Consider the following 16671-nt stretch of genomic DNA (forward strand, 5'->3'; position numbering starts at 1 on the left):
TTTTATTTTTAATGTCTAAAATTATAAGGCGCTAATGAAGCGTTGTGCGATTTCGAGTGGCCGGGTGATGGCGCCCCCGACAACGACCGCGTGGCACCCTAAGTCAAGGCAACGTTTCATCTTCTCGGGCGTATCCACCTTACCTTCAGCGATAACAGGGCGTGATGTGGCTTGGAGGACTTCCTTTAAGTAGGCAAAGTCATTATCAGCAATGTTGGCACCAGTCGTGGCTGGTGTGTAGCCGTGCATCGTGGTCCCAATAATATCAAAGCCTAACTTATCCGCTACTTTGACGTTCTCGATGGTATCAGTATCAGCCATCAAGAGGGTATCAGGGAATTCTGTTCGCATGGTGGTCACAATCTCCGCCAATTTCTCACCGTTAGGGCGCGGCTGACCCGTGACATCGCAGGCAACTACGGCACAGCCTGTAGCAGCAACGCCCCGCATCTCTTTGATTGTTGGCGTGATGTAAACAGGTGAGTCGGGATAGTCGACTTTGCTTAAACCAATGAGCGGTAGATCAACTTCGTCTTGAATGGCCTGAATATCAACAACGGAATTAGCGCGAATACCCGCGGCCCCAGCTTCCTTAGCGGCAAGGGCCATTCGTGACATAATAAATGAACTATGCAGTGGTTCATTGGGTAACGCCTGACACGAGATAATTAATGATCCCTTAACTGTATTTAAGAATGTATTTTTCATTGGATAGTCTCTCCCCGTATTATTTGTACTTATGATAACGTTATCATAAATTGAGTGGGACGTATATGACAAGGCTAATCTTTTAGTGGTGGAATTCCGCTAGTAATTAGCGTGTATTGACCAGAGCACGTTTATTTATCAGCACAATTTATAAATATAAAATTAATGCTAATAAATTAGGAGCGCTAGTATCTGAATTGATAGAGTCAGAACTAATTATATGATTAATTGTGTTTGTTATAATAGTAATAGCAAATATAATTGCTGACTGACGAAATGGCGTGGGATAATTGGCTTAATGATAGCAATAATATTAGCGCTTTGGTTCGGTGGTTAAGAGCAACATGAAGATTCAGACCTGAGTTTGAATAAATAAATAGGTAGTACTGAGTGGAGTAGTGTATGGAAAATAAATATCAAAAAGTCAAAGATGCCCTGAAAGAAGCCATTCTTTCGGGAGAATATGCAATTGATGCAAAATTACCTACGGAGACGGAAATGATGAAACGTTTTGCCGTCTCAAGATATACGATTCGACGAGCTGTAGGAGACCTTGAAACGGAGCATTTCATTTATCGTATTCAAGGCGGGGGAATGTTTGTTCAAGATTGGCATAAGGACTGGTCGAGTGAACATGACAGTAAAATTATTGGTGTGATTGCGACACATGTTGCAGATTATATCTTTCCGCAAATTATTTATGGGATTGATCAAGTTATTTCGGAGGGTGGTTACTCGTTGCTACTTGGCAATACGCATAATAATCATCAACGTGAACGTAAAAATTTGATCAATATGCTCAATAGCAAGGTTGCGGGGCTAATCATTGAACCAACTCAGAGTGCTTTGGACAATCCTAATATGGACTTGTATCAGGAAATTAAGGATAATGGTATTCCCGTGTTATTCATTAATGCAAGTTATCCTAATTTGGACTTTCAAGCCGTCACAACCAGTGATCAAGAGGCCGAACAGCGGATGATTGAATATTTGTTTGAAATGGGTCATGAGAGCATTCTGGGTATTTTTCAGGTGGATGATGCTCAGGGGGTTCATCGTATGAATGGTTTTGTGAAAGCTTATCAAGAGCAGCCTGAGATTTCATATAAGAGTAATATTTTGATGTATCAGTCTGGTGATCCTTTTGAAAAATTAGCGCATCGGCTGGATACTTATCTGCAAAATAATGAGCGACCAACAGCAATCGCCTGTTACAATGACCAACTAGCAATTCGGGTGATGGATTATCTCAAAGGGAAGGGATTAAACATTCCAACAGACATATCCATTGTTGGCTTTGATGATTACCATATGTCACGGTACATGAGTCCAGGAATTACCACGATGAATCATGAGAAGACGACGATGGGCGAGGATACGGGGCGGCAAATGCTACGGTTGTTGCACAAGCAGCCAGTAGAGTCGATCGTCTATACGCCTAAACTGATTGTTCGCACTTCAGTAGCAGACTTAAATTAACCCTATTGAACTTATAACTGTCTTAATCGAAAACGGATTAGGACAGTTTTTTTGTGCCTGAAACAGCCAGTAGCCGTGACAAATCGAAAAAGAAATAAATAATTTGTACTAATAAAACAATTTTGTGTTGATTTATACGTATAAATATATTAGACTGTAGTTGTTCGAAAATGAAAGCGTTTTATCAAAAGGTGAATCGTAATAACGTTGTTAATTAAAATTCAACTCTTTTTGAAAGGGCTTTCTAAAATGGTTTGCAATTATTAACAAGTCCAGATATGAGGAGGAACAACTTTGGATAAGCAGAAAAAGGTTTCCAGTAAATTTATTTTCTTCTTTGGTTCGTTTGGTGGCATTCTCTTTGGGTATGACATTGGGGTAATGACAGGCGCATTACCGTTTCTGAAAACCGATTGGGCATTGACTAATGCAACATTGGTTGGGTGGGTGACATCAGCAGTAATGTTTGGCGCAATTTTTGGTGCTGCAATTGCCGGTCAGTTGGCGGATCGACTAGGTCGTCGGCGGATGATCTTGATGTCATCATTGATTTTTGCAATTGGCTCGATTCTGTGTGGCTTTTCACCTAACAACGGAACTTACTATTTGATTGGCATGCGAATCTTCTTGGGGTTAGCCGTGGGTGCTGCTTCTGCACTAGTACCTGCATATATGTCTGAAATGGCACCAGCACGATTGCGCGGTAGTTTATCTGGGATTAATCAGACCATGATTGTGTCGGGGATGTTAATTTCTTACATTGTTGATTATATTCTGAAGGATCTACCCGAGAATATGTCATGGCGGCTAATGTTAGGATTGGCAGCGGTTCCAGCGATTATTCTCTTTCTGGGAGTCTTGAAGTTGCCGGAATCCCCACGGTTCTTAATTAAAGCCAATCGGTTAGACGAAGCCCGTCAAGTTTTATCTTTTGTTCGTAAACCAGATGAAGTTGACAGTGAAGTTAAAGCGATTCAATCAACAGCCCAAACGGAGGCTAACAATTTAGAAAAGACCTCCTGGGCGACCTTGTTCAATGGGAAATATCGGTACTTAGTCATGGCAGGTGTTGGGGTTGCAGCTTTTCAACAATTTCAAGGTGCTAATGCAATCTTTTACTACATTCCGTTAATCGTTGAAAAGGCAACCGGTAGTGCTGCAAGTTCAGCACTAATGTGGCCAATTGTTCAAGGCATCTTATTAGTTTTAGGATCATTACTTTACATTTGGATTGCTGAAAAATTCAATCGGCGGACTTTATTGATGTTGGGTGGTTCCGTCATGGCATTATCATTCCTGCTACCAGCTGTTATTAATAGTTTGGTGCCAAATGCAAGTCCAATGATGATTGTTGTCTTCTTATCGATTTACGTGGCTTTCTACTCATTCACTTGGGCACCATTGACTTGGGTGCTCGTGGGTGAAGTCTTTCCGCTTGCAGTTCGCGGTCGGGCATCAGGCTTAGCTTCTTCATTCAATTGGATTGGGTCATGGGCTGTGGGGTTATTATTCCCAATTATGACGGCTTCAATGTCACAAGAAGCAGTTTTTGCGGTGTTCGGTGTGATCTGTGTATTAGGAGTGCTATTCGTTCGATTCTGTGTTCCAGAAACTCGTGGTCACTCACTTGAAGAGATTGAAGCAGCAGGAACGAATCATCACAAACAAGTACCCGTACAACAAGCGAGTCATTAATTAGGAGGCAGGTCAGATGAATTTAGTTGAAACAGCCCAAGCGATTAAAACTGGCAAAGTTTCTTTAGGAATTGAGCTTGGCTCAACTCGAATTAAAGCCGTTTTGATCACGGACGATTTTAATACGATTGCTTCGGGAAGTTACGTTTGGGAAAACCAATTTGTTGATGGTACTTGGACTTACGCACTTGAAGATGTCTGGACCGGAATTCAACAAAGTTATACGCAATTATCAGCAGATGTCCGCAGTAAATATCACATGAGTTTGAAGCATATCAATGCTATTGGCATTAGTGCCATGATGCACGGATACCTAGCATTTGATCAACAAGCGAAATTATTAGTTCCGTTTCGGACTTGGCGTAATAACATTACGGGGCAAGCAGCAGATGAATTGACCGAATTATTTGATTTCAACATTCCACAACGGTGGAGTATCGCGCACTTATACCAGGCAATCTTAAATAATGAAGCGCACGTTAAACAGGTGGACTTCATAACAACGCTGGCTGGCTATGTAACCTGGAAATTGTCGGGTGAGAAAGTTCTAGGAATCGGTGATGCGTCTGGCGTTTTCCCAATTGATGAAACGACTGACACATACAATCAGACGATGTTAACCAAGTTTAGCCAACTTGACAAAGTTAAACCGTATTCATGGGATATCCAGCATATTTTACCGCGGGTTTTACCAGCGGGAGCCATTGCTGGAAAGTTAACGGCTGCCGGGGCGAGCTTACTTGATCAGAGCGGCACGCTCGACGCTGGCAGTGTTATTGCACCGCCAGAAGGGGATGCTGGAACAGGAATGGTCGGTACGAACAGCGTCCGTAAACGCACGGGTAACATCTCGGTGGGAACCTCAGCATTTTCGATGAACGTTCTAGATAAACCATTGTCTAAAGTCTATCGCGATATTGATATTGTTATGACGCCAGATGGGTCACCAGTTGCAATGGTGCATGTTAATAATTGTTCATCAGATATTAATGCGTGGGCAACGATTTTTCGTGAGTTTGCAGCCCGGTTGGGAATGGAATTGAAACCGGATCGATTATATGAAACGTTATTCTTGGAATCAACTCGCGCTGATGCGGATGCTGGAGGGTTGGCTAATTATAGTTATCAATCCGGTGAGAATATTACTAAGATTCAAGCTGGTCGGCCGCTATTTGTACGGACACCAAACAGTAAATTTAGTTTACCGAACTTTATGTTGACCCAATTATATGCGGCGTTCGCACCCCTCCAACTTGGTATGGATATTCTTGTTAACGAAGAACATGTTCAAACGGACGTTATGATTGCACAGGGTGGATTGTTCCGAACGCCGGTAATTGGCCAACAAGTATTGGCCAACGCACTGAACATTCCGATTACTGTAATGAGTACTGCTGGTGAAGGCGGCCCATGGGGGATGGCAGTGTTAGCCAACTTTGCTTGTCGGCAAACTGCAATGAACCTAGAAGATTTCTTAGATCAAGAAGTCTTTAAAGAGCCAGAAAGTATGACGTTGAGTCCAGAACCGGAACGGGTGGCCGGATATCGTGAATTTATTCAACGTTATCAAGCTGGCTTACCAGTTGAAGCAGCGGCTGGGCAAGCAATCAAATATTAGAGAAGAGGGTTAATAAAATGCTAGAAGCATTAAAACAAGAAGTTTATGAGGCTAACATGCAGCTTCCGAAGCTGGGCCTGGTTACTTTTACCTGGGGCAATGTCTCGGGCATTGACCGGGAAAAAGGCCTATTCGTGATCAAGCCATCTGGTGTTGATTATGGTGAATTAAAACCAAGCGATTTAGTCGTTGTTAACTTACAGGGTGAAGTGGTTGAAGGTAAACTAAATCCGTCTAGTGATACGCCGACTCATACGGTGTTATATAACGCTTTTCCTAATATTGGCGGAATTGTCCATACTCATTCGCCATGGGCAGTTGCCTATGCAGCTGCCCAAATGGATGTGCCAGCTATGAACACGACCCATGCTGATACGTTCTATGGTGACGTGCCGGCCGCGGATGCGCTGACTAAGGAAGAAATTGAAGCAGATTATGAAGGCAACACGGGTAAAACCATTGTGAAGACGTTCCAAGAACGGGGCCTCGATTATGAAGCTGTACCAGCCTCATTAGTCAGCCAGCACGGCCCATTTGCTTGGGGACCAACGCCAGCTAAAGCCGTTTACAATGCTAAAGTGTTGGAAGTGGTTGCCGAAGAAGATTATCATACTGCGCAATTGACCCGTGCAAGTAGCGAATTACCACAATATTTATTAGATAAGCATTATTTACGTAAGCATGGTGCAAGTGCCTATTATGGTCAAAATAATGCGCATTCTAAGGATCATGCAGTTCGCAAGTAATAAGGATTAGTTGAATTAAAAAACATACAAATAGACGAGGAGTGCTTAATTATGTTATCAGTACCTGATTATGAGTTTTGGTTTGTTACCGGTTCACAACACCTTTATGGTGAAGAACAATTGAAGTCTGTTGCTAAGGATGCGCAAGATATTGCGGATAAATTGAATGCAAGCGGCAAGTTACCTTATAAAGTAGTCTTTAAGGATGTTATGACGACGGCTGAAAGTATCACCAACTTTATGAAAGAAGTTAATTACAATGATAAGGTAGCCGGTGTTATTACTTGGATGCACACATTCTCACCAGCTAAGAACTGGATTCGTGGAACTGAACTGTTACAAAAACCATTATTACACTTAGCAACGCAATATTTGAATAATATTCCATATGCAGACATTGACTTTGATTACATGAACCTTAACCAAAGTGCCCATGGCGACCGCGAGTATGCCTACATTAACGCCCGGTTGCAGAAACATAATAAGATTGTTTACGGCTATTGGGGCGATGAAGATGTGCAAGAGCAGATTGCACGTTGGGAAGACGTCGCCGTAGCGTACAATGAGAGCTTTAAAGTTAAGGTTGCTCGCTTTGGCGACACAATGCGTAATGTGGCCGTTACTGAAGGTGACAAGGTTGAGGCTCAAATTAAGATGGGCTGGACAGTTGACTATTATGGTATCGGTGACTTAGTTGAAGAGATCAATAAGGTTTCGGATGCTGATGTTGATAAGGAATACGCTGACTTGGAGTCTCGGTATGAAATGGTCCAAGGTGATAACGATGCGGACACGTATAAACATTCAGTTCGGGTTCAATTGGCACAATATCTGGGTATTAAGCGGTTCTTAGAAAGAGGCGGTTACACAGCCTTTACCACGAACTTTGAAGATCTTTGGGGGATGGAGCAATTACCTGGTCTAGCTTCACAATTATTAATTCGTGATGGGTATGGTTTTGGTGCTGAAGGTGACTGGAAGACGGCTGCTTTAGGACGGGTTATGAAGATTATGTCTCACAACAAGCAAACCGCCTTTATGGAAGACTACACGTTAGACTTGCGTCATGGTCATGAAGCGATCTTAGGTTCACACATGTTGGAAGTTGATCCGTCTATCGCAAGTGATAAACCACGGGTCGAAGTTCATCCATTGGATATTGGGGGTAAAGATGATCCTGCTCGCCTAGTATTTACTGGTTCAGAAGGTGAAGCAATTGATGTCACCGTTGCCGATTTCCGTGATGGGTTCAAGATGATTAGCTACGCGGTAGATGCGAATAAGCCAGAAGCCGAAACACCTAATTTACCAGTTGCTAAGCAATTATGGACCCCAAAGATGGGCTTAAAGAAAGGTGCACTAGAATGGATGCAAGCTGGTGGTGGTCACCACACGATGCTGTCCTTCTCGTTAACTGAAGAACAAATGGAAGACTATGCAACCATGGTTGGCATGACTAAGGCATTCTTAAAGTAAAGTGAATATCACAAAATGGTTGTGGTTACTTATTGTGGCCATAACCATTTTTATTCAGAATCAGAAGTGGAGTGATTAGTGTGATTAAGAGTGAAAAGGCCAAAATGATTGCTGGTGAGTTGTTTAATGTTTATGACCCAGAACTAGTCGGTGAGCGAGCCATAGCACGGCAACAAGTAGAAGCTTTCAATCAGCTCGGTGAGACGAATCCCCATAAAAGCCAACAAATAATTAAACGATTATTTGGCGCGACTGGTGATAAAATTGAAGTTCATGCTACCTTTCGTTGTGATTACGGGTATAACCTATTCGTTGGTGAAGATTTCTTTGCTAATTATGACTGCGTGATTTTAGATGTGGCCCCGATTAAGATTGGAAAACACTGTCTATTAGGTCCCAAAGTACAAATTTATTCTGTGAATCATCCTGATGACCCTCAGTTACGACGCAATGGTGCCATGGGTATTGGTAAGTCTGTGAATCTAGGAGATGATTTATGGGTTGGCGGTGGCGCGATTATTTGTCCAGGGGTCACATTGGGAAATAATGTGATTGTTGCTGCGGGGAGTGTGGTCACCAAGTCCTTTGGAGATAACGTGGTTGTTGGTGGTAATCCAGCGCGGGTGATTCGGGAATTATGAGAAGGATTAGTGATTATTATTGAACGTGTAATTTGGAAATGTGATCTTTAGTGTAGTCGCTTATCTTCTTGGGGTGAGAAAATGCAAAATAAAGATTTAGACATTGACGCTCGTGTCAAAAATGCAGTTTTAGGGCTGCCATTACTAAAGCCTGATGAACAAAATCGCTGCTTAGGTACTTTTTATGAGCGGATCGAGCTTAAAATAACGTTTAGTGAAGCAATGCGTTATGATTGGACGACGATTCTTGAGAAGGTTATGAAAAAGAAACGTAATTATCAACTATTATTTAATGGTCGTCTTGATATGGAGATTTTGGGACAATATATCAGATTAGCTAATCGATGTGCAATGCCATTTGCAATTAAGAATAGTCAGCATTATCGGCATAATGCTGAAAGCGCTGCAATCATTTTGTGTGCTGATCATGCGCTGAATCGCAAAGAAATTGATATTATGAAGCGTTACCCGCAATACTAATAATGTGCAAAAAGCGACTTTCAAATGAATTCTCATTTGAAAGTCGCTTTTAATTTACGCTGAATTATTGATTAAAACTCTACTTCAATGCAGTCCATTTCCAGTTTTCAACTTCTGGAATATCGGTACCTTCAGCACGGATATAGTCATGATGCTTGTCTAAAATGCTGTTCATCTCTTGAATGACATGGGCACCTTTTTCGGCATAAGCTGGCGTTGCTAATAAGGCAGCTTTGACTAAGTGGAAACGATCGAGTTCGTTGCGAACACGCATGTCGAATGGCGTTGTAATGTCGCCTTCTTCGCGGTAACCATGAACGTGTAAGTTATGGTTATGGCGATCGAAGAAGATGGTCTTTACTAAGTCGTCGTATGCATGATAAGCAAAGATAACTGGTTTGTCCTTAGTGAAGAAAGCATCAAATTCAGCATCTGATAAACCACGAGGGTCGTCTTTCTTCAGCTTCAGAAGATCAACAACGTTAATGAAGCGAATCTTCATTTCAGGGAAGCGTGCATGCAAGATTGATACGGCAGCTAAGCTTTCAGTCGTTGGTTCAGAGCCGGCAGTTGCGAAGACAACGTCGGGTTCTTCACCATGATCAGTGCTTGCCCAATCAACAACACCAAGGCCATCACGAACTAAGCGCTTAGCTTCGTCCATTGTGAACCATTGTGGACGAGGGTGCTTGCTGGCAATGATTAAATTAATCAATTGTTTGCTTTGGATAGCCTTATCAAAGGTTGCAATCAAAGTATTGGCATCACCTGGAAGATAGGCACGAACGTATTCGGTCTTCTTTTCAGCCAAGTGTGAAATGATACCTGGATCTTGGTGAGAGTAACCATTGTGATCTTGTTGGAAGGCTGTTGATGATGCAATCACATTCAGTGAAGGTACATCAGCCCGCCAAGGGGTTTCTTCGTGAGAATTCCGTAACCACTTGAAGTGTTGGGTTAACATTGAATCCACAACGCGCAGGAATGATTCATAACTTGCGAAGAAACCGTAACGTCCGGTTAAATTGTAAGCTTCCAACATCCCTTCATCCATGTGTTCTGACAACATGGAGTCAATAATCCGGCCTTGAGGTGCTAACAAAGCATCATTAGGTTCGTGGATTGGTTCCATCCACTGACGTTTGGTATCTTCAAAAGCAGCGCCTAGTTTGTTAGATAAGGTTTCGTCAGGACCCCAGCCACGGAAGTTCTTGTTGTCTTTGTTCAACTCAATTAAATCACGGATATACTTACCAAGTTCAGTCATGTCTGAACCGTCTTCCTTACCGTGACTCTTGTTGTCCAAAGCATAATCATCGATATTTGGTGTAATTAAGTCTTTAGTTAACTTACCGCCGTTAGTAACGGGGTTAGCAGCCATACGAGCTTGGCCTTCAGGGATGATTGCGGCAATTTCTGGTTTTAAAGTACCATTTTCATCAAATAATTCTTCTGGTTTGTATGATTTGAGCCAGTCAACTAATTTGTCGGCGTGTTCCATGTGATTGCGATCGACAGGAATTGGAATTTGGTGAGCCCGGAATGAACCTTCAATTGGTTCGCCGTCCCAACTCTTAGGACCGGTCCAGCCCTTAGGTGCCCGGAAAACAATCATTGGCCACTTAGGACGAGATTCATCATTGTTATCCTTGGCGTTCTTACGAATTGCGTGGATTTCTTCAATGACTTTATCCAATTCTTCAGCCATAATTTTGTGCATCTTGGCAGGGTCTGTACCTTCAACAAAGTGTGGATCCCAGCCTAGACCTTTAAAGTAGTCTTCAAGTTCTTCATGTGATTCACGTGAAAGAACTGTTGGATTAGAAATCTTGAAGCCGTTTAAGTTCAAGATTGGTAAGACTGTCCCGTCTGTAATTGGGTTAAGGAACTTGTTAACTTGCCAAGAAGTTGCCAATGGCCCAGTTTCAGATTCACCATCACCAACAACGGTAGCGGCAATTAAACCTGGATTATCTAATACTGCACCAGCACCATGCAGGATTGAGTAGCCAAGTTCGCCACCTTCATGGATCGAACCAGGCGTCTTAGGATCGGCATGGGAAGCAACCCCGCCTGGGAATGAGAATTGCTTGAATAAGCGTTTCATCCCAGCTTTGTCTTGGGTGATTTTAGGATACGTTTCCGTATAGGTGCCATCTAAGTAGGAGTTAGAAACCATTACTTGACCACCATGACCAGGGCCTTCAATGTAGAACATGTTCAAGCCATACTTATTGATTGCCCGGTTTAAATGGGCATAAATAAAGTTTTGACCAGCAATCGTGCCCCAATGGCCGATTGGATGAACTTTCACGTCGGTCGCCTTTAGTGGTTCCCGAAGTAACGGGTTATTTAGTAGATAGAGTTGACCAACTGAGATGTAGTTAGCAGCACGCCAATATTCATCAACGCGTTTTAGATATTCATCAGAAGAGTAATCAACTGTTTTGGATTTAATTGCTTCACTCATTATTTTGCAACTCCTTTGCAAATATTTGTTTTATTTATCATTACGGTTATTATGATAGCGGTTTCAATTGTAAAGTCAAGCAATATTTGGCAAATCTATCAGTTTAACATCAAAGGACAAACAGGGAAGCGGTATGTAAGTACCCTTGACTGTTTGTCCTTCTATTGTTTATTTACCGCTGATCAATGAGATGTCAGCCAACCGAATTTGTTTCGCAAGCCGACTATCTAATTGTTCATCGGTGATAATGGCGTCCACGTTACTAATGTCTGTAGTTTTATAAAGTGCGTTTTTTTCGAATTTGGTATGATCAGCCAAAATAACTTTCATCCGACAATGTGACATCATTTTTTTTGAAACTTCAACTTCTTCGATGTAGTGGTTGGTAATGCCTGCTTGCAGATCAACGCCACCACAGCCAAAAAATCCGATATCTGCATAGAGATTATCAATGTTATCTAATGTAATTGGCCCTGATAGAGACCCTTCGCTAGTTCGCATAGTGCCGCCTAATAGAACGAATTGAATGTCTTTAACGAACTGTAACGAATTTAAAACGAAAGTCGAGTTAGTAATAACTGTTAAGTTAGTTAGTTGACTATGTTTGATTTTTTCAGCGACTTGAAATGCCGTGGTGCCATAATCTAGGAAAATGGATTCGCCGTCATGGATAAGTCGAAGTGCATTGGTAGCAATCTCTTTCTTCTCCGCAACGGCTTCATGCTGTCGTTTGCCATACTTGGTCTCATTGACGCTTTGTGGCGTTGTTGCCCCGCCACGAATGGCTTGGACTAGCCCCTGTTTATCTAAAGTGTAAATATCTTTACGAACAGTTTCGCGAGAGACACTAATTTCTTTACTAATATCTGTGATTTTGATTGTTCCTTGTTGCCTTAGTTGGTCTAGGATATATTTTTGACGTTGCATGACTTCCATCGGGCTAACCTCCCTAAAATATAAAAGTATTTTCTATTTGTAATAATATCATATATTTTGCATTTATTTGCATCTGGTTTTAGTAAAGTGAATGAAATAATTAATTTTGTCCCAGATTTGTAAGCGCTTAACATACTGATTATATAAACTTTGTGAATATAATAATTTGGTGTTTTTTATGTAAATTGCCTTGCAAAGTATCGCTTGCAAAGAGCACTTTAAAAAGTTTTTAAAGAAAAGTATTGCAAAAGATTTGCAAAATGATACAATTTGAACTGTTGAAAGCGATTACATTTATATAAATACGAAGGGAGCGATTTATTTTGAGTGAGAACCTTGTTGAAGTAAGTGATTATTTGAGAGACCAACTTATTTTTCTACACACCTCTTTTAAAACGTCGAAGGAATTATTTACAGCGATTAACGCGAAGGCACAGGAAAATGGGTTTGTAACTGATCAATTTTTACCGAAAATAATCAAGCGAGAATCAACTTTTCCAACTGGCTTGCAACTGGAACATCGAGGTGTTGCAATTCCACATACTGACGCGGATACAATCAACAAAGAATTTGTTGCCGTGGTTGTTAATGATGCTCCAATTGCTTTTAGTCGGATGGATGATCCAGAGCAAAAGGTTGATGCAAAATTAGTTTTTGTGCTTGGTCTGAATAAACCACATGCTCAGTTAGAGATGCTGCAAGCATTAATGGGAATTATTCAAGATGATTCATTAGTAAATTCATTGGAAAATGCCGAGAACTTTAACCAAATTCATCAGTTGTTAAGCAAATAAAAGATAAATAGAAGAAATACGAGGAGAGATTATTATGAAAAAATTAAATGTATTAGTAGCTTGCGGTGCCGGAATTGCCACTTCAACGGTTGTTATGAAAAAAGTTGAAGATTTGTTTGCCGAAAATAATATTGACGCTAATTTGATTCAAATTAAGATTGCTGAAGCTGCTTCTAAGCAGGATGACGCGGATATGTTGATTTCAACAACTGTACTACCAACTGAATATAAGATTCCAGCGATTAAAGCAATGGGCTTTTTAACTGGTCTTGGTGTTGATAAATTGCAGGATGAAATCTTGACTAAAGCACGCGAAATTCAAGCACAATAATTAAGAGCTAGGGTTTTAAGCAGGAGGATGCATTATGAAAGTATTATCTGATGTTGTACAAAGCATCATTAATGTCGGCCCCAGCGTTATGCTTCCCATTATTATCTTTATTGTTGGGTTAATCTTTAGGGTTAAACCGGGTAAGGCACTCACATCTGGGATTACTGTTGGTATCGGTATGATTGGGATTAACCTAGTCATCAATTTGTTGACAACTAGTGTTGGTCCTGCTGCGCAGGCGATGGTTAAACGGTTTGGGTTTCATTTAACGATTATTGATGCTGGATGGCCTGCCGTTTCTGCTGGGACATGGGCACAGCCGATCTCAGCTATCATGATTCCAATTATTTTAGTCGTTAACGTTGGCTTAATTTTGTTAAATCTTACTAAAACACTTGATATCGATATTTGGAATTACTGGCATATGATTGCGGCCGCGGCTACGGCTTATGTGGTGACGAAAAACTGGTGGTTTGCAATTCTTTGCGGGATTATCTATGAAATCGCTGTCTTAATTATTGCTGATAAAACTGCGCCAAAGGTCGCTGAGTTTTATGGCTTGGATGGCATTAGCTTTCCAACTGGTTCTGCTGCGGCTTATGGCCTACTTGGTATTCCAATTGGATGGGTTGTCAGCAAAATTCCTGGAATCAGAAAATGGGATGTGGATCCACAAACAATTCAAAAACGGTTTGGGGTCTTTGGTGAACCCATGGTCATGGGGATTGTCATTGGGATGTTACTAGCAGCCTTAGGTGGTTACAGCGTACCGAACATTTTGAAGCTTGGAATGTCCATGGGTGGTGTGATGTTCTTAATGCCGCGTATGGTTAAGATCTTAATGGAAGGGTTAATTCCAATTCAAGAAGGTGCTCAAAAGTTACTTCAAGAGAAGTACGGGAACCGGAAGATTTACTTAGGAATGGATGCTGCTCTTTCAACCGGGTCACCAGCTACTTTGGCAACTGGACTATTAATGGTACCAATTACGTTATTCTTAGCCATTATTTTACCTGGTAACCGGGTATTGCCATTCGGTGATTTAGCAACAATTCCATTCTTTGCTGCCTTGATTGTTCCTAGTCGTAAAGGAAATATCGTCCACTCTGTACTCTCTGCTACTATCGTAATGGTATTTGCATTGTTGATGGCAACTGACTTTGGGCCAACGTTGACATCAATGATGCACGGTATTGTTGCCTTTCCAAAGGGCGCATCAGAGGTCACTAACTTGGATACGGGTGGTAACATCTTGAACTGGTTAATTTTGAAACTATCACAGTTAGTACAACCATTATTTAATTAAAGGATTATCCGTAGAAAGGAAAATGGATTATGGATACTGTAAAAACAACTAAAACTGACGAATTAAAGGGCGCTAAAACTATGGAGGCTGTCGTTAAGACGGAATCTGGTTACGACAATATGGAACTGAAGCAAATTCCAATCCCTGAAGTAACAGGAGACAAAGTTTTATTAAAAGTGGCCTACACTGGGATCTGCGGTACTGATATTCATACATTTAAGGGTCAGTATGCCAATGCGGTGACACCACTTGTTTTGGGCCATGAATTTTCAGGTGAAGTTGTTGAAGTGGGACCAGATGTTAAAACGCTAAAGCCTGGCGACCGGGTGACTAGTGAAACGACTTTTGCAACGGATGGCACATGTGTTTACTGCCAAGATAAAGAATATAATTTATGTCCTAACCGTGTAGGAATCGGAACTAAAGCTAATGGTTCAATGGCAAATTATGTTCTAACTCGTGAGGAAAGTGCTCACATTTTACCAGATAACGTTTCCTACAAGATGGCTGCAATGTCGGAACCTTTAGCATCTTGTGTTCATGCTATGTATCAAAAGACACCATTCACGTTACACGACACTTTATTAATTATGGGACCAGGACCAATGGGGCTACTCTCATTGCAGATTGCCAAAGAAATTGGTGCCTTTGTTATTGTTTCTGGGATCACTAAGGATGCTGATCGTTTACAAATTGCTAAAGAGTTAGGTGCTGACATTATTGTAGATACCCAAAAAGAAGACTTGGCCAAGGTCGTGATGGATGCGACAGATGGCGTTGGCGTTACCAAGGTTTATGACTGTTCAGGTGCAACGCCAGCGGTTAACTCTGCATTACCATTGATCCGTAAGGGTGGAACTTTCCAACAGGTTGGTCTTTTTGCAAAGCCGATGAATGAATTAGATGAACGTTCAATTATTCAGCATGAAATTACGTATCGTGGCTCACGGTCACAAAATCCGTATGATTGGGCGATTGCTTTACATCTTGAAAGCAAGGGTGCTATTAACCAAGATGCAATGATTACGAAGGTCTTTGATCTTGAACACTGGCGTGACGCTTTTGATGCAATGATGGCCGGTAAAGAGCTCAAAGTTATGATTGCCTCTAATCCTGATGATCCAGATTTAGCAGACTAAACTAATTGTAGTTGAATGACAGAATATTAAAATTATAACCTCCTTAATTTAGAGCGCTGAGATATTTGTCTTAGTGCTCTTTTTTGGGAGCAGGGGGGGTTCTTTATGAAGTATCAAAATATCTTGTTCGATATTGATAATACCTTGATTAATTCAGCGGACTTAATTGCTAAGTTATTGAAGGAGGGGGCAGTTCGCGAGGGTGTTGATATGCCAATTGAAGAATATCGTAAGAGAATTGGCCAGCCCGGTGAGATGATCCTGAGAGAATTTGGTGTTCAAAATTGGCAGAATGTATTAGCCAGATATCTAATTGAATTTAACGAGAATATGAATGAACTAACGTATTTTGTGGGAGTTGAACAAATGTTAGATGATTTATTGGCAATGAATCTCACAGTGGGAGTGGTTACATCTAAGGATCGTGTTCAATTTGATAAAGAAGTCAGTCATTTTCCGATTATCGCAAAGATGCCAATTGTGACTACTGCTGATTTAACTAAAAATCCAAAGCCAAGTGGAGAGCCGATTACCTACACATTAGAGAGATTTAACTTAGCACGTGAAAGGACGTTGTATGTTGGTGATAGTATCTTTGATATGCAGGCTTCAAAGAATGCAGGCGTTGATTTTGTAGTTGCTAAATGGGGAGCATTACCGAATGTCGATTTTAATAATGCGAAATATCAAGCTAAGACCCCGAATGATATCGTTGGAATAGTTCAGTAAGTAAATGAGATTAGACTGGAAAGAGCGCATTATTTAATAATAAAAAATCCTTTTTAACTCTAAAAGCAGAGGCCAAGATAGCAACTTTCGTTTCTTGGCTTCTGCTTTTAGATACATTAATAA

15 protein-coding genes are annotated in these 16671 nt (G+C 41.2%); 12 read left to right on the forward strand and 3 right to left on the reverse strand.

The features are described from left to right. Positions 1 to 21: 21 nt before the first annotated feature. Positions 22 to 708, reverse strand: coding sequence for an N-acetylmannosamine-6-phosphate 2-epimerase (locus E5260_RS00505; RefSeq protein ID WP_003642920.1), 687 nt, complete (start codon positions 706 to 708; stop codon positions 22 to 24). 402 nt (positions 709 to 1110) lie between these two features. Here E5260_RS00505 and E5260_RS00510 point away from each other — a divergent pair, with 402 nt between their 5' ends. The 7 genes from E5260_RS00510 (at position 1111) to E5260_RS00540 (ending at position 8843) form a co-directional block, all read left to right on the forward strand. After that, positions 1111 to 2187 (forward strand): GntR family transcriptional regulator, encoded by a 1077-nt coding sequence (locus tag E5260_RS00510; protein WP_003642919.1) that lies wholly within the window; start codon positions 1111 to 1113, stop codon positions 2185 to 2187. A gap of 294 nt (positions 2188 to 2481) precedes the next feature. Further along, positions 2482 to 3882: a sugar porter family MFS transporter gene (locus E5260_RS00515; protein ID WP_003642918.1), complete on the forward strand. Its 1401-nt coding sequence runs from the start codon at positions 2482 to 2484 to the stop codon at positions 3880 to 3882. 16 nt (positions 3883 to 3898) lie between these two features. Continuing rightward, positions 3899 to 5500, forward strand: a complete 1602-nt coding sequence (locus E5260_RS00520) for a xylulokinase (protein ID WP_003642917.1) — start codon at positions 3899 to 3901, stop codon at positions 5498 to 5500. Between the two features lie 17 nt (positions 5501 to 5517). Next, positions 5518 to 6246: an L-ribulose-5-phosphate 4-epimerase gene (locus E5260_RS00525; protein ID WP_003642916.1), complete on the forward strand. Its 729-nt coding sequence runs from the start codon at positions 5518 to 5520 to the stop codon at positions 6244 to 6246. A gap of 51 nt (positions 6247 to 6297) precedes the next feature. After that, the gene (araA, locus tag E5260_RS00530) at positions 6298 to 7722 is read left to right on the forward strand and encodes an L-arabinose isomerase (RefSeq protein ID WP_003642915.1); all 1425 of its coding nucleotides are present in this window, start codon (positions 6298 to 6300) and stop codon (positions 7720 to 7722) included. Positions 7723 to 7802: 80 nt separating this feature from the next. Further along, a complete protein-coding gene (locus tag E5260_RS00535) occupies positions 7803 to 8363 on the forward strand; it encodes a sugar O-acetyltransferase (protein WP_003643578.1) in 561 nt (186 codons plus the stop codon). A gap of 81 nt (positions 8364 to 8444) precedes the next feature. Then, positions 8445 to 8843 carry a YueI family protein gene (locus E5260_RS00540; protein ID WP_003642913.1) on the forward strand — a complete coding sequence of 133 codons (399 nt, stop codon included), beginning with the start codon at positions 8445 to 8447 and terminating at the stop codon, positions 8841 to 8843. 79 nt (positions 8844 to 8922) lie between these two features. Here the strand turns inward: E5260_RS00540 and E5260_RS00545 are convergent, their stop codons facing one another. After that, positions 8923 to 11313 (reverse strand): phosphoketolase family protein, encoded by a 2391-nt coding sequence (locus E5260_RS00545; protein WP_003642912.1) that lies wholly within the window; start codon positions 11311 to 11313, stop codon positions 8923 to 8925. Between the two features lie 168 nt (positions 11314 to 11481). Further along, a complete protein-coding gene (locus E5260_RS00550) occupies positions 11482 to 12249 on the reverse strand; it encodes a DeoR/GlpR family DNA-binding transcription regulator (RefSeq protein WP_003642911.1) in 768 nt (255 codons plus the stop codon). 323 nt (positions 12250 to 12572) lie between these two features. On the opposite strand from E5260_RS00550, the gene E5260_RS00555 reads away from it, so the two are divergent. From E5260_RS00555 to E5260_RS00575, 5 genes are all read left to right on the forward strand, one after another. Next, the gene (locus E5260_RS00555; RefSeq protein ID WP_003642910.1) at positions 12573 to 13043 is read left to right on the forward strand and encodes a PTS sugar transporter subunit IIA; all 471 of its coding nucleotides are present in this window, start codon (positions 12573 to 12575) and stop codon (positions 13041 to 13043) included. 34 nt (positions 13044 to 13077) lie between these two features. After that, positions 13078 to 13374, forward strand: coding sequence for a PTS sugar transporter subunit IIB (locus tag E5260_RS00560; RefSeq protein WP_003642909.1), 297 nt, complete (start codon positions 13078 to 13080; stop codon positions 13372 to 13374). A gap of 34 nt (positions 13375 to 13408) precedes the next feature. Further along, on the forward strand, positions 13409 to 14680 hold the full coding sequence (locus E5260_RS00565; RefSeq protein WP_003642908.1) for a PTS galactitol transporter subunit IIC: 1272 nt from the start codon (positions 13409 to 13411) through the stop codon (positions 14678 to 14680). Positions 14681 to 14709: 29 nt separating this feature from the next. Then, positions 14710 to 15819 (forward strand): zinc-binding dehydrogenase, encoded by a 1110-nt coding sequence (locus E5260_RS00570; protein ID WP_003642907.1) that lies wholly within the window; start codon positions 14710 to 14712, stop codon positions 15817 to 15819. A gap of 105 nt (positions 15820 to 15924) precedes the next feature. After that, positions 15925 to 16548 carry an HAD family hydrolase gene (locus tag E5260_RS00575; protein WP_003642906.1) on the forward strand — a complete coding sequence of 208 codons (624 nt, stop codon included), beginning with the start codon at positions 15925 to 15927 and terminating at the stop codon, positions 16546 to 16548. Positions 16549 to 16671 lie beyond the last annotated feature (123 nt).

It is taken from the genome of Lactiplantibacillus plantarum, assembly GCF_014131735.1.
In the GTDB taxonomy this organism is placed as follows: domain Bacteria; phylum Bacillota; class Bacilli; order Lactobacillales; family Lactobacillaceae; genus Lactiplantibacillus; species Lactiplantibacillus plantarum.

Bases quoted from the DNA above. Each gene is read 5' to 3' on its own strand.
- E5260_RS00505 (WP_003642920.1), bottom strand. From the start codon at position 708: ATGAAAAATACATTCTTAAATACAGTTAAGGGATCATTAATTATCTCG.
- E5260_RS00510 (WP_003642919.1), top strand. From the start codon at position 1,111: ATGGAAAATAAATATCAAAAAGTCAAAGATGCCCTGAAAGAAGCCATT.
- E5260_RS00520 (WP_003642917.1), top strand. From the start codon at position 3,899: ATGAATTTAGTTGAAACAGCCCAAGCGATTAAAACTGGCAAAGTTTCT.
- E5260_RS00525 (WP_003642916.1), top strand. From the start codon at position 5,518: ATGCTAGAAGCATTAAAACAAGAAGTTTATGAGGCTAACATGCAGCTT.
- araA (WP_003642915.1), top strand. From the start codon at position 6,298: ATGTTATCAGTACCTGATTATGAGTTTTGGTTTGTTACCGGTTCACAA.
- E5260_RS00540 (WP_003642913.1), top strand. From the start codon at position 8,445: ATGCAAAATAAAGATTTAGACATTGACGCTCGTGTCAAAAATGCAGTT.
- E5260_RS00545 (WP_003642912.1), bottom strand. From the start codon at position 11,313: ATGAGTGAAGCAATTAAATCCAAAACAGTTGATTACTCTTCTGATGAA.
- E5260_RS00550 (WP_003642911.1), bottom strand. From the start codon at position 12,249: ATGGAAGTCATGCAACGTCAAAAATATATCCTAGACCAACTAAGGCAA.
- E5260_RS00560 (WP_003642909.1), top strand. From the start codon at position 13,078: ATGAAAAAATTAAATGTATTAGTAGCTTGCGGTGCCGGAATTGCCACT.
- E5260_RS00565 (WP_003642908.1), top strand. From the start codon at position 13,409: ATGAAAGTATTATCTGATGTTGTACAAAGCATCATTAATGTCGGCCCC.
- E5260_RS00570 (WP_003642907.1), top strand. From the start codon at position 14,710: ATGGATACTGTAAAAACAACTAAAACTGACGAATTAAAGGGCGCTAAA.
- E5260_RS00575 (WP_003642906.1), top strand. From the start codon at position 15,925: ATGAAGTATCAAAATATCTTGTTCGATATTGATAATACCTTGATTAAT.